Source organism: Comamonas sp. MYb396 (assembly GCF_037479555.1).
In the GTDB taxonomy this organism is placed as follows: Bacteria; Pseudomonadota; Gammaproteobacteria; order Burkholderiales; family Burkholderiaceae_C; genus Comamonas.
The window spans coordinates 783,398-796,253 of record NZ_JBBGYU010000002.1 but is presented as its reverse complement, the minus strand read 5'-3'; the positions used below and the strand labels follow the sequence as shown (position 1 = coordinate 796,253).

General features: G+C 62.5%; 13 protein-coding genes. 8 read left to right on the top strand and 5 right to left on the bottom strand.

The genetic code is table 11. The annotated features are described in order from the left end of the window. Nucleotides 1–40: 40 nt before the first annotated feature. Nucleotides 41–496: a type II secretion system major pseudopilin GspG gene (gene gspG, locus WH265_RS07720; protein WP_182345023.1), complete on the bottom strand. Its 456-nt coding sequence runs from the start codon at nt 494–496 to the stop codon at nt 41–43. Nucleotides 497–561: 65 nt separating this feature from the next. Between gspG and WH265_RS07715 the strand changes: the two genes are divergently transcribed. Then, nucleotides 562–1,179 carry a type II secretion system protein N gene (locus WH265_RS07715; RefSeq protein ID WP_339557848.1) on the top strand — a complete coding sequence of 206 codons (618 nt, stop codon included), beginning with the start codon at nt 562–564 and terminating at the stop codon, nt 1,177–1,179. A gap of 53 nt (nt 1,180–1,232) precedes the next feature. On the opposite strand, the gene WH265_RS07710 is transcribed toward WH265_RS07715, so the two are convergent. Genes WH265_RS07710 through ilvA form a run of 3 tightly spaced genes read right to left on the bottom strand, consistent with a single transcriptional unit; the run spans nt 1,233 to nt 4,242 of the window. Then, the gene (locus tag WH265_RS07710) at nt 1,233–1,817 is read right to left on the bottom strand and encodes a histidine phosphatase family protein (protein WP_339557847.1); all 585 of its coding nucleotides are present in this window, start codon (nt 1,815–1,817) and stop codon (nt 1,233–1,235) included. Continuing rightward, entirely contained in the window at nt 1,814–2,650 is an 837-nt protein-coding gene (gene cobS / locus WH265_RS07705) for an adenosylcobinamide-GDP ribazoletransferase (protein ID WP_339557846.1), read from the bottom strand. Before cobS ends, WH265_RS07710 begins: the two co-directional genes overlap by 4 nt. A 23-nt stretch (nt 2,651–2,673) precedes the next feature. Then, entirely contained in the window at nt 2,674–4,242 is a 1,569-nt protein-coding gene (gene ilvA / locus WH265_RS07700) for a threonine ammonia-lyase, biosynthetic (protein WP_021025736.1), read from the bottom strand. Nucleotides 4,243–4,709: 467 nt separating this feature from the next. Between ilvA and WH265_RS07695 the strand changes: the two genes are divergently transcribed. The 3 genes from WH265_RS07695 (at nt 4,710) to WH265_RS07685 (ending at nt 6,141) form a co-directional block, all read left to right on the top strand. Then, nucleotides 4,710–5,159, top strand: coding sequence for an OsmC family protein (locus WH265_RS07695; protein WP_021025737.1), 450 nt, complete (start codon nt 4,710–4,712; stop codon nt 5,157–5,159). A 99-nt stretch (nt 5,160–5,258) separates the two neighbouring features. Next, nucleotides 5,259–5,858, top strand: coding sequence for a MarR family transcriptional regulator (locus WH265_RS07690; RefSeq protein WP_339557845.1), 600 nt, complete (start codon nt 5,259–5,261; stop codon nt 5,856–5,858). Continuing rightward, nucleotides 5,824–6,141, top strand: coding sequence for a hypothetical protein (locus tag WH265_RS07685; RefSeq protein ID WP_339557844.1), 318 nt, complete (start codon nt 5,824–5,826; stop codon nt 6,139–6,141). Before WH265_RS07690 ends, WH265_RS07685 begins: the two co-directional genes overlap by 35 nt. 188 nt (nt 6,142–6,329) lie before the next feature. Here the strand turns inward: WH265_RS07685 and coq7 are convergent, their stop codons facing one another. Beyond that, complete coding sequence (gene coq7, locus WH265_RS07680; RefSeq protein ID WP_339557843.1) at nt 6,330–6,950, bottom strand: 2-polyprenyl-3-methyl-6-methoxy-1,4-benzoquinone monooxygenase; 621 nt, start codon at nt 6,948–6,950, stop codon at nt 6,330–6,332. Nucleotides 6,951–7,273: 323 nt separating this feature from the next. Here coq7 and WH265_RS07675 point away from each other — a divergent pair, with 323 nt between their 5' ends. The 4 genes from WH265_RS07675 (at nt 7,274) to WH265_RS07660 (ending at nt 12,841) form a co-directional block, all read left to right on the top strand. Next, complete coding sequence (locus WH265_RS07675; RefSeq protein ID WP_021025741.1) at nt 7,274–8,329, top strand: porin; 1,056 nt, start codon at nt 7,274–7,276, stop codon at nt 8,327–8,329. A 550-nt stretch (nt 8,330–8,879) separates the two neighbouring features. Continuing rightward, on the top strand, nt 8,880–10,460 hold the full coding sequence (locus WH265_RS07670; RefSeq protein WP_312988503.1) for an ABC transporter substrate-binding protein: 1,581 nt from the start codon (nt 8,880–8,882) through the stop codon (nt 10,458–10,460). Between the two features lie 181 nt (nt 10,461–10,641). Further along, nucleotides 10,642–11,622 (top strand): ABC transporter permease, encoded by a 981-nt coding sequence (locus WH265_RS07665; protein WP_116924570.1) that lies wholly within the window; start codon nt 10,642–10,644, stop codon nt 11,620–11,622. A gap of 1 nt (nt 11,623) precedes the next feature. Continuing rightward, on the top strand, nt 11,624–12,841 hold the full coding sequence (locus tag WH265_RS07660) for a M20 aminoacylase family protein (protein WP_021025744.1): 1,218 nt from the start codon (nt 11,624–11,626) through the stop codon (nt 12,839–12,841). Nucleotides 12,842–12,856: the final 15 nt, after the last annotated feature.

Here is a 12,856-nt window from a genome sequence, read left to right as displayed (position 1 = left end):
GAAAAGGCAGAAAGCGGCGATCAGGCGGGCCTATTGCCGCTTATTGCCAGCTGCCGATGTCGGCATTGTTGCCTTCACCGCCGGCCTGGCCATCGGCACCAAAGCTCATTACATCGACTTCGCCTTTGACGCCAGGGTTCAGGTACTGGTAGGGGTGGCCCCAGGGGTCATTGGGCAGCTTTTCCAGATAGGGCTTCCAGTTCATCGGCGCGGGGCCGCTGCTGGGGCGGTTGATCAGCGCGGCCAGGCCTTGCTCGGCGGTGGGGTAGCGCTGGTTGTCCAGGCGGTAGCGCTTGAGCGCGCCGCTGATGTTGGTGATATCGGTGCGCGCGGCGGTCACGCGCGCTTCGTCGGCAGCACCAATCACATTGGGCACGATCAGCGCGGCCAGCACGCCGATGATGACCAGCACCACCATCAGCTCGATCAGGGTAAAGCCGCGCTGGATATTGGCTTGGATGCGGCGTGCAGCCGACTGCGGGCGGAAGGAAAACATCATGCTCTCAGGTCAAAGGGGGTCAAAGTGGTGAAACTGACATCTGGCTGCATCATAATCTGCGAATGGTGACACTATCACGCAACCCCTGGTCTCCTCGGCTGGCGGCCGGCCTTTTATGGGCTGGCGCTGCGGCATTGGCGGTGTTCTGGGGGCTCAAGCTGTCGGCGCCGCGCCAGGTGCTCTCGGCCCCGCAGGCCGGTGGCCCCGCCCAGGTGCAGGTCGATGGCGCCGCGATGGCGCGACTCTTTGGCGTGCAGGATGGTGCGCCCGTTGCAGCCCCGGCTGCCCCCACCCGCTGGCGCCTGCTGGGCGTGATGGTGGGCAAGGACAGTGGTGGCGGCGCGGCCGTCATCGCCGTGGATGACCAGCCAGCCAAGGTGTTCCGCGTGGGTTCTACCGTTGCCGATGGTCTGGTGCTGCAGGCCCTGCGCAGCGATGCGCCGCGCGCCGTGAGCCTGGGCGCTGGAGTCGATGGCCCGGCAGCTGTCACCATCAACCTGCCTGCCTTGCGCCCGGTGGATGTGGTGGCTGCACCGATCCCGGCCTCTGTGCCGAATGCGCCCAATGCCCAGAATTCCACAAATGCCGTGGCTGCGGCACCGCGAGCTGCTTCCGTACCAGCGCCTATGCCGCCCACCGCGCCCAATGTGGACCGCAGCACCGGCTCCCTGCGCGACTGATGGGGCGCCGGCACTTTACGTAAAAGTTTGTTGGGAGCGGCTTGGCGCGGCTCTCACACCTCGCCGAACAGCGGCAATCGGAGCCATTCCCCATACGCGAGCTTGACTGACGGCCAGTCCTTGGCCAGCGGCAGCCTTTGGCCCCTTGTCAGCAGCCAATGCGTGCATTGCGCCACACCTGCGTGGCTGATCCACAGCACGGGCTGGCCGGTTTCCAGCGCCTGCTGGCGCGCCGCATCCAGCGCACGCGTAACGCGCGCCATCATCGTGGCCAGTGATTCGCCACCGCCTGGTGCATAGGCCATAAAGTCAGCGGTCCAGGCCTGCATCTCTTCGCGGGCGATGCCGTCCCAGCGCTGGCCTTCCCAGGCGCCAAAGTCCATTTCTGCCAGATCGTCGCAGGCGCGCAGCGCGAATGCCGGTGCCTGCGCCTGCAAGGCCGTGGCCAGCTGGCTGCAGCGCTGCAGTGGCGAATGCCAGACCGTGCTGGCCGGCAGCGCCTCGGACGCCCAGGCGTTTTGCAGCGCTTGTGCGGCGGCGATAGTGGCCTTGTCATCGGCGGCCATGTCGGTGCGGCCGTAGCAGATGCCCGGCGCCACCAGGGGCTGGGCATGGCGCTGCAGCCACAGCGCCGTCATGCCAGCGCCTTGGCCAGCCAACTGCCGGCAGGGCCCAGCGACAGCGCGGCACCGAGGTAGAACGCGATCTCGCTGACCTGCTCGGCAGCGCCCAGGCCATCACCGGTAAAGCCTTGCAGGCGGCGCTGCAGCCACTGGCGCATCCACAGCGCGGCGGCGGCGCTAAGCACCAGGGCCAGCAGCAGAACCACCCAGCCTTGGGCGAGGCCCAGCAGCAGGGCCGCGGGCAAGGACCAGGCTACGCAGCAGGCCAGGCCTTGGCGGCTGATAAAGGCCGCCAAAGGCTTGCTTTTGGACGAGGCGCTGTCCCCCACATGGGGCAGGCTGCGCACGACAAACATCGGCCAGAGGCGGGCGATCACATGGGCTGTGACCAAGGTTGCCATCGCCAGCGCCAGGCTGTGGCTGGCCAGCAGCGCGACAAGAGCGGTCTTGCTGAGTACGGCCAGCACCATCGCCATCGCGCCATAGGCGCCGATGCGCGAGTCCTTCATGATCTCCAGTGCGCGCTGGCGCTCGTGGCTCCCGCCCAGGCCATCGACCACATCGCTCAAGCCATCCTCATGGAAGCAGCCGGTGAGCAGCACGGTGGCCATGGTGCTGAGCACGGCGGCGACCAGCGGGCTGTAGCTATTGCCAGACGGCAGCAGCAAGCTGCCAGCGGCCAGCACCCCGGCGGCCACCAGGCCCACGATCCAGCCCACGCCGGGGAAGTGGCCGGCGCTGGCGCGCAGCATCTCGGGGCTGTAGCCCACCCAGTCGCCCAGCTTGCCAGTGACCGGAATGCGGGTGAAAAACTGCACCGCGAGCAGAAAATGGCGCAAGGCTTGCATGCTGCGGCTGGGCCCGTTTGGCGTTAGGCCTGCAGGAACAGCTTGTAGGCCGGGTTCTGGGTCTCTTCGATCCAGGGGTAGCCTAGGTTGTTCAAGAACTGCTCAAAGCTGTGCGAGTCTTCCTGGGGCACCTGCATGCCCACAAGGATGCGGCCGTAGTCCGCGCCCTGGTTGCGGTAGTGGAACAGAGAAATGTTCCAGTTGGGCGCCATCAGGCTCAGGAACTTGAACAGCGCACCGGGCCGCTCGGGGAAGACAAAGCGCAGCAGGCGCTCGTCCTGCGCGAGCTGGGAGCGCCCGCCCACCATGTGGCGTACATGCTCCTTGGCCAGCTCGTCAAAGGTCAAATCCAGCGCTTCAAAGCCGTTCTTCTGGAAGTTGCGGCAGATTTTTTCCGACTCGCCCTTGCTGTTGGTCGAGATGCCGACAAAGACATGGGCACGCCGGTCATCGCTGATGCGGTAGTTGAACTCGGTCACGCTGCGCGCGCCGCCGGGCAGGTTGCCGATAACTTCGCAAAACCGCTTGAAGCTGCCGCGCTCCTCGGGGATGGTGACGGCAAACAGCGCTTCCTTTTCCTCGCCCACATCGGCCCGCTCGGCGACAAAGCGCAGGCGGTCGAAGTTCATGTTGGCGCCGCTCAGGATGGCGGCATAGGTCTCGCCCTTGGTCTTGTTCTTGGCCACATACTGCTTGATGCCGGCCACGGCCAGCGCGCCCGAGGGCTCGACGATGGAGCGGGTGTCGACAAAGATGTCCTTGATCGCGGCGCAGACGGCATCGGTGTCGACGGTGATGTATTCATCGACCAGGCCATGGGCGACGCGGAAGGTCTCCTCGCCCACCAGCTTGACCGCCGTGCCATCGGCAAACAGGCCCACATCGTTCAGTGCCACGCGCTTGCCTTCGCGGGCCGACTGGATCATCGCATCCGAGTCGTTCATCTGCACGCCGATGACCTTGATCTCGGGCCGCACCGCCTTGATGTAGTTGGCGACACCTGCGATCAGCCCGCCGCCACCAATCGCGACAAAGACCGCGTTCAGTGGCGAGGAGCCGATTTTCTGCACCTGGCGCATGATCTCCATCGCAATCGTGCCCTGGCCGGCGATCACGTCCGGGTCATCGAAGGGGTGGACAAAGGTGAGGTTCTGTTCCTTTTGCAGCTTGAGCGAGTGCTCGTAGGCATCGCTGAAGCTCTCGCCGGCCAGCACCACCTCGCCGCCCAGGCCCTTGACGGCATCGACCTTGAGCTGCGGCGTGGTGGTGGGCATCACGATCACGGCGCGGGTGCCCATGCGGCTGGCCGACAGCGCGACGCCCTGGGCATGGTTGCCTGCCGATGCACAGATCACGCCGGCCTTGAGCTGCTCGGCCGTCAGGTGGGCCATCTTGTTATAGGCGCCGCGCAGCTTGAAGCTGAACACCGGCTGCTGGTCTTCGCGCTTGAGCAGCACCTTGTTGTGCAGGCGGCGGCTGAGGTTCTTGGCCGAGTCCAGGCTGGATTCAATGGCCACGTCATAGACACGCGCAGTGAGGATTTTCTTCAGGTAATCGGCCGGCGTCAGCGCGGCTGCAGTCTTGGAGGGCATAGGGATGCACGCTAGAGAAAGGAGGCAACGAGAAGGTAGCGCATGCGGATGGCGCGCCTGGTTGATGCGCCAGCCAGCAGGGCATGCGCGGGTGGCGGCATGGGCGGGGTGGCGAGCATCAGGTGATCGAGAGACCGATGCACTATAACCGCTGGCATTCACTGGAGCGGATCGGCGGTGGAATTGCGCCGGCGCAGGGCAGAAAAAAAGCCCCTGATGTGAATCAGGGGCTTGAAACCACCATTTGAGAGGTGGAGGAGACAACTTGCAAGCTATATCCAGCAGTTGGGGCTTTCGCCTGGCTGTGGAGCAGCAGATGAGTCCAAGTATAGCGATGTTTCTGCTGCGTTGCAGCAAAATAATGTGCGCAACCATTTTTTTTGCCAATGCTGTTGATAGACAGCAACAAATAGCAGGGGGCAGGGCAGATCTGCCACACTGTGGCGTCTGATTTTTGGAGAGTTGCAATGGAATGCACGGTAACGTGGACGGGCGCGAGCGGCGCCCGCTCGGGAATGGGCTTTGTCGCAGAAACGGGCAGCGGCCATGTGGTGGCCATGGATGGCGCGCCCGACGCGGCCAACCCGGCCAACGGCGGCCAGAACCTCGCCGCCCGCCCGATGGAGTTGCTGCTGGCTGGCACCGGCGGCTGCACCGCCTATGACGTGGTGCTGATCCTCAAGCGCGGCCGCCACGATGTGAAGAACTGCACCGTGGCCCTGAAGGCCGAGCGCGCCGACACCGAGCCCAAGGTCTTCACCAAGATCCATATGCAGTTCACCGTCACCGGCAAGGGCATCCCCGCAGCGGCGGTGGAGCGCGCGATCGCGATGAGCCATGAAAAATACTGCTCGGCCAGCATCATGCTGGGCAAGACAGCCGAGATCACCACGGGGTTTGACCTGGTGGAGGCCTAAGCATGGCTGTTGACATCCCGCAATGCCCCGGTGGCAAGGGGGCGGGATGTCAGCCTGTCTTGTGGTCCGATGCAAAAAAGGCGACAATTGACGCCTTATATGAATCAATCTTTGATTGCCTTGCTGCTGCCGGAGTACCGGCGGCGTGTCCTGGGGTTGCTGCTGCTGCACCCTGATGCACAGCTGCACGGGCGCGAGATTGCCAGGCGCACGGGGCTGCCGGCAGGGACCATCACCAGGGAGCTTGCCAAACTGACATCGGCGGGCTTGTTGCAACGAGAAAAACGGGGCAACCAACAACTGTACCGCGCAGACAAGCGCTGCCCCATTTTTACAGAGCTGGCCAGTATCTTGCGCAAGACATCCGGCGTGGCCGATGTGTTGGCGGCCGCCCTGGCGCCTGTTGCAGACAAGATCGATGTGGCCTTTATCTATGGTTCTGTGGCGCGCGGGCAAGAGACTGCGGGCAGCGATATTGACCTGATGCTGGTTGGTACACTGGGCTTTGACGAGGCGGTGCATGTGCTTTGGCCGCTGCAGGCGGAGCTGGGCCGGGAGATCAATCCGCAGGTACTGGGCCAGCAAGAGTTCGCAGCGCGCGCCCAGGACGCGTTCATGCGCGATGTACTGTCCAAGCCCAAGATCTTTGTGGTGGGGGGTGACGATGAGCTTGCAAAACTTGGTCGGCATCAGTCTTGAGACCGTGGAGCCCCATGCGCAGCAAGTGCGGTCTTTGCTGGCTGCGGCTGACCGCAATATTGCCGATGCACACATTGCCGGCTTAAGTGAAGAAAACCAGTTTGATACCACCTACAAGGCCATCATGCAGTTGGCCATGCTGGGCCTGATGGCCCATGGCTACCGCACACTGACCAGCAAGCCGGCCACCACCAGACCGCCATCCAGACGCTGGCACTTACCGTGCAGTGGCCCAGTGAGAAGATCTGGCCGCTGGACGCCTTGCGCAAGCAGCGCAATTTGACGGACTACTCTGGAGACCTGGTCTCCCAGGCGGCGGTAGACAGCTGCCGGAACAATGCCATGGCCTTGCGGGCCCATGTGCATGGCTGGCTGCAGGCGCAGCGGCCTGACTGGTTGGCTTAAGAATGCTTTCTGGCCGCCTCAGAGGCGGCCTTTGCATGGGGTCCCCGTCCGGCCCTGTCTCTCTATCTATATATGGTGCGCCGTTACGGTCATCACCTTGGAGGCGATCTTCATCAGCATCCGGGCGGGAAGTGGTACCGGCAGTGCGCCGGCATCCACCGCTGCGGCGGCATGGCGCTCCTCATCGGCTTTCATCTGGCTGACGACGGCCCGTGAGGGCGCATCATGCGCTGGCAGCAGGTCCAGGTGGGACTGCAGGTGCAGGGACACCTGGTTTTCCGTCTCTTCGACAAAACCCAGGCTGGCGCGGTCGCTCACCTTGGCGGCCACGGTGCCGATCACAAAAGCGCCGGCAAACCACAGCGGATTGAGCAGGCTGGGGCGTTCGCCCAGGTCCTGCAGGCGCTGGTGGGTCCAGGCCAGGTGGTCCATCTCTTCCTGGGCGGCTTCGAGCAGGTGTTCGCGCAGATGCTCGTCGCGGGTGACCATGGCCTGGGCGGTGTAGAGCGCCTGCGCGCAGACTTCGCCCACATGGTTGACCCGCATATAAGAAGCGGAGAGCTTCTTCTCCTCCGGGCTGAGGTCCGCCTCGTCCATGCCCGCAGCGGGCGAGGGGTTGGCCGCACGGGGCGTTGCAAACAGGGTGCGCAGCGCAGTATCTGCTGCGCAAAGGAGTCGTTCTTGCATAGGGTGCCATGCTAACCAGTAGAATACACCCCGCTGCAAACATGGCGAATCTCCTCTGGAGCGGCTTGTTTTGCAGCAAATTTTTGTCGAAAAATAGGACGGCGGCTGACATTCGTTAAACGTTGCACTCAAGCAACGATTTGCAGCGAATAGGTCCTCAAGTGGGGGAATTTGTTTGCGCAACCGCCTGCGGTCTGTTGAAATAGAGAGAACTTCCACACTAGGAGGTTGGCGCGGGAGCAGGTAGAAGTTGTGCAGAACCGTGAGGCTGACATCAACCCCCCCGTACCAGCGCCGTCTGTTAAACCTTGGAGTAACTCGCAATGAAAAAATCTCTTGTTGCCTTGGCAGTGCTGGCCGCTTCCGGCGCCGCAATGGCTCAATCTTCCGTGACCCTGTTCGGTATCGTTGATGCTGGCGTGACCTACGCTAAGACCAGCGGTGGCGAAAGCAACTACGGTCTGACCAACTCCGGTAACGCCACCAGCCGTCTGGGCTTCCGCGGCGTGGAAGATCTGGGTGGCGGTCTGAAGGCTGGTTTCTGGCTGGAAGGCGCAATCCAGAACGACAGCGGTACCGCTTCCGGCGGCGGCGCTGCAGGTCCTGGCTTCGAGTTCAAGCGTCGTTCCACCGTGTCCCTGATGGGCAACTTCGGTGAAGTGCGTCTGGGTCGTGAACTGACCGCAGCTTACAACACCGTGTCTGGCTACGACGTGTTCGGCCAAGTCGGTATCGGCCAAAACTTCAGCTTCGGCAACGGCACCTACGGCTTCGGCGACCCAGTTCGCGTGGGCAACATGGTTTCGTACTACACGCCTAACATGTCCGGCTTCACCGCTGGCGTGAACTACGGCTTCGGCGAAACCGCTGGCGACAGCTCCGCTAAGCGTTACATCGGCGTGTCCGCTGGTTACAACAACGGCCCTCTGAGCGCCGGCATTGCTTACGACCAGCAAAACGATCCTACCGCCAGCTTCGAAAAGGCTCAAGGTCTGGGTCTGGGCGCTGCTTACAACTTCGGCGCTTTCAAGCTGTCGGGTCTGATCCGTCAAGTGCAAAGCACCCCAGTGGGTGGTGGCAGCAAGGCTAAGTTCCAGTCCGCTGGTCTGGGCGCAACGGCTGCTGTCGGCGCTGCTGGCGAAGCACGTCTGGCTTACAACTACTACGACAACAAGGAAATCGAAGGCAAGGCTCACCAGCTGTCGCTGGGCTATGTCCACAACCTGTCGAAGCGCACCGCTCTGTACGGCACCTACGCTTTCCTGAAGAACCAGAAGAGCGAAACCATGAGCCTGTCGGCTAACGGCCTGGGCATCGACCCAGCTGGCGCTGGCAAGAACCAAAACGCTATCACCGTTGGTGTGCGTCACGCTTTCTAATGAATGGCTAGGGTTTCCTAGCTACTCAATCTGAAAAGCAAAAAGCCCGTCGAAAGACGGGCTTTTTTTATGCCTGCTCGCGGCACAGGCCCGGGCTGCTCGGCCCTGTTCCGGGCAGATGGCCGCTGTCGCGGCGGCCGCTGCAGTGGTCTGCTCGCTCGGTCAGCATGTTCAATACCCCATGCGGAGACGCCTAACCGTTGGAAGCACCAGGGCTGTTGCTCTTTCATCGCTGAGCGGCAGGTGAGCAACTGCGCTGGCTTGTGGCAGGCTTGATACATACCGCATGCTGTATCGGCGCTGGTAGCCGCCAAGATGCTGCTGTATCGCTTTTTTGACATGTGGGAATAGAAGGGCAGGCGTGGTCTGGCAGGGAGGGCGTTTTCATAATTAGCAGATGAAGCCGTGTTTTGCCCGACAAAACACCTGCTATTGCCGGTCACCTAACAGAAATAAACAGGACTCGGGAATATCCCCGCCCTGGGGGAAGCACCATGCGGAAGATCGATTCCTTGCGGCATAGTGAAGCACTACTATTCTGCGAGGACTTATGAAACAGCCTTCTCTTGCTCTGGTTGCGATAGCGGTAGCCGCCGTTTTGTCAGCTGGCGTGGCCCAGGCCAAGCCCTTCAAGTGGGCCAGCCAGGCCGACGTTGCCAGCTGGGATATCCATGCGCAAAACAATGGCCTGCACAATGCCATTCATCCCTATGTCTACGAGACCCTGGTCACCTACAACAGCAAGACCTTTGCGGTCGAGCCGCTGCTGGCCACCTCGTGGAAGGAAGTGACTCCCAAGCAGATGCGCTTTGCATTGCGCCAGGGTGTGAAGTTCCAGGATGGCTCGAGCTTTACCGCCGATGATGCGGTGTTCTCGATCACGCGTGCGATGGCCAAGACCTCGAACTACGGCCCCTTTGTGCAGGGCATCGAGAAGGTCGTCAAGGTTGATGACGGCACCATCGATATCTTCATGGTGGACCCCAATCCCGTGCTGCTGCGCCAGATGACCGAGCTGCGCATGATGAGCAAGGCCTGGTCGGAGAAGAACAAGTCCACCGAGCCGATGGACATCAAGAAGTCCGACGAGAATTTTGCCCACCGCAATGCGATGGGCACCGGCCCATTCATTCTGGAGTCCTGGCAGCCCGATGTGCGCATGGTGCTCAAGAAGAATCCCAACTGGTGGGGCCAGATGCCGGGCAATGTGACATCGATCACCTACACCCCGATCAAATCGGCGCCGACCCGCATGGCAGCGCTGCTGTCCGGTGAAGTGGACATGGTGCTCGACCCTACGCCGCAAGACCTGAACCGCCTGCGCGCCAGCCCGGACTTGAAGATCCTCGAAGGCCTGGAAAACCGCACGATTTTCTTTGGCATGGACCAGTTCCGCGACGAGCTGCCCGGCTCCAGCGTCAAGGGCAAGAACCCGCTCAAGGACCAGAAGGTGCGCCAGGCGCTCTACCAGTCCATCGACATCCAGGCGATCACCAAGACCATTCTGCGCGGCCTGGGCAAGCCGACCGGCACCCTGGTGGCGCCCCAGGTCAATGGCTGGACCGAGACCGTGGGCCAGCGCCTTCCCTATGACCAGGAGGCGGCCAAGAAGCTGCTCGCGCAAGCGGGCTACCCCGATGGCTTCGAGGTCGACTTTGCCTGCCCCAACAACCGCTATATCAGCGATGAGGCCATCTGCCAGGCGGTCACCGCGATGTGGGCCAAGATTGGGGTCAAGGCCAAGCTGCGCACCTTGCCGATGGTTACCTACTTCCCGATGATCCAGCGCAATGAAGCGAGCATCTACATGCTCGGCTGGGGCGTGCCCACCTTCGATTCGCTCTACAGCCTGCAGTCACTGGTGCGCACCGTCGGCAAGGGCGGCGACGGAAACTACAATGTCGGCCGCTACAGCAACGAGCGCATGGACTACCTGGTCGACCGCGTCAAAACCGAAACCGACCAGCCCGTGCGCACCCGCATGCTGACCGAGGGCTTGCAGCTGTCCAACGACACGGTCTCGCACCTGCCGCTGTACGACCAGGTGATCCCCTGGGCGATGAAGAAGAACATCGACCTGGTGCACCGCGCAGACAACCGGGTGGACATCAAACTGGTGACGGTCCGTTAGCCAACGGTGAGCGGTTTGCAGGCCAGCTGCCCGGTGCGGCAGCCGGCCATTTCATAAAAAGCGAAAGAAGAATAGGCAGACAACACGGGTGCCAGGGGCGCTTTGCAGAACCCTCGTCAACGGGGTTTTGCAGGGGGGCCCTAGGGCACCTTCCCTCTGTTTGTCACGATGAGAGTCAGCCATGTTTGCATTCATATTGCGCCGATTGATACAGGCGGTGATCGTGATGATCGCCGTGGCGTTCATTTCCTTCATGTTGTTCCAGTATGTGGGTGACCCGGTCACCTTCTTGCTGGGCCAGGATGCCACCCCGCAGCAGATTGCCGAGTTGCGCAGTGCGCTGGGGCTGGACAAACCGTTTTTCGTGCAGTTTTGGCACTTTTTGCTCAATGCTGCCCAGGGCGAATTCGGCATCAGCCTGCGCCAGGGCGCCAAGGTCTCGTCCTTGATTGCCGAGCGCTTCCCGGCGACCTTTGAGCTGGCCATGGTGGCCGCGTTGCTGGCCCTGGTCATTGGCGTGCCGATGGGCGTGTATGCCGCGCTGCGGCGCGGCAGCTTCATGAGCCAGGTGTTCATGACCCTGTCGCTGCTGGGCGTGTCCCTGCCCACCTTCCTGATCGGTATCTTGCTGATCCTGATCTTCTCGGTGCACCTGGGCTGGTTCCCGAGCTTTGGCCGTGGCACGACGATGCAGCTGGGCTTTTGGAGCACCGGCCTGCTGAGCGCCAAGGGCTGGCACCACATCATCCTGCCGGCCATTACCTTGGCGGTGTTCCAGCTCACCTTGATCATGCGCTTGGTGCGCGCCGAGATGCTGGAGGTGCTGCGCACCGACTACATCAAGTTTGCCAAGGCCCGGGGCCTGAGCAACCGCACGATCTACTTTGGCCATGCCCTCAAGAACACGCTGGTGCCGGTGATGACCATCACCGGTCTGCAGCTGGGCGGCCTGATTGCCTTTGCCATCATCACCGAGACCGTGTTCCAGTGGCCGGGCATGGGCCTGCTGTTCATCCAGGCGGTGACCTTTGCCGATATCCCGGTCATGGCCGCCTACCTGTGCCTGATTGCGCTGATTTTTGTGGTGATCAACCTCGTGGTCGATCTGTTGTATTTCGCTGTCGACCCGCGCCTGCGCGTCGAAAAATCGGGAGGGCACTGAGATGCCACGTCTGCCTTATAGCGCGAGCTCGCGCGCCTTTTCTCACCTGGCCCAGATCCATCCGGAGCTGACGGCCTTCCGCCGTGACCTGCATGCCAATCCGGAGCTGGGTTTTGAAGAAAAATACACCGCGGCTCGCGTCAGCGAGGCCTTGCGCCTGTGTGGTGTCGATGAGATCCACCAGGGCATTGGCAAGACCGGCGTGGTCGGCGTGATCCGTGGCCACAAGCACGGCAGCGGCCGCATGATCGGTCTGCGCGCCGACATGGATGCGCTTCCGATCACCGAGCAGGGCAACTGCAGCTGGCGCTCTGGCAAGCAGGGGCTGATGCATGCCTGCGGCCATGACGGCCACACCGCCATGCTGGTGGGCGCGGCGCGCTACCTGGCCGAGACGCGCAATTTTGACGGCACGGCCGTGCTGATCTTCCAGCCCGGCGAGGAAGGCTATGCCGGCGCGCGCGAGATGATCCAGGATGGCCTGTTCGAGCGCTTCCCGGTCGATTCGGTCTATGCGATGCACAACTGGCCCGCGATGCGCCAGGGCATGATCGGCATCAACCCCGGCGCGATGATGGCCGCGGCCGACCGCATCCAGATCAATATCACGGGCAAGGGCGGCCACGGCGCCCATCCTTACCAGACCAATGATGTGGTGCTGGCCTCGGCCCACCTGATCACGGCGATCCAGTCCATCGTCTCGCGCAATGTGCGTGCCATCGACTCGGCCGTCATCAGCATCTGCGCGCTGCAGTCGGGGGACCTGGCTGCGTTCAGCGTCACGCCGGGCTCGTCGACCTTGGTGGGCACGGTGCGCACCTTCAACCCCGATGTGCAGAACATGGTCGAGCGCCGTCTGGGCGAGCTGTGCCAGGCGCTGGGCCTGGCCTTTGGCGTGAATGCGCAGCTGCAGTACGAGCGCTCCTACCCGGCGACGATCAACACCGCCGAAGAAGCGGTGTTTGCCGGCGATGTCGCCTCTGACCTGGTGGGCGAAGCCCTGGTGGTGCGCAACATGGACCCGAGCATGGGCGCCGAGGATTTCTCCTTCATGCTGCAGCAAAAGCCCGGGGCCTATCTGCGCCTGGGCCAGGCCGTGGGTGACGACATCATTCCGCTGCACAACAACCGCTACGACTTCAATGACGATGTGCTGCCGCTGGGTGCGGCGCTGCACGCCGGCATTGTCGAGCGTGGCATGCCACTTGCTTTGGGCTAAAGCCTCCGCACCCGG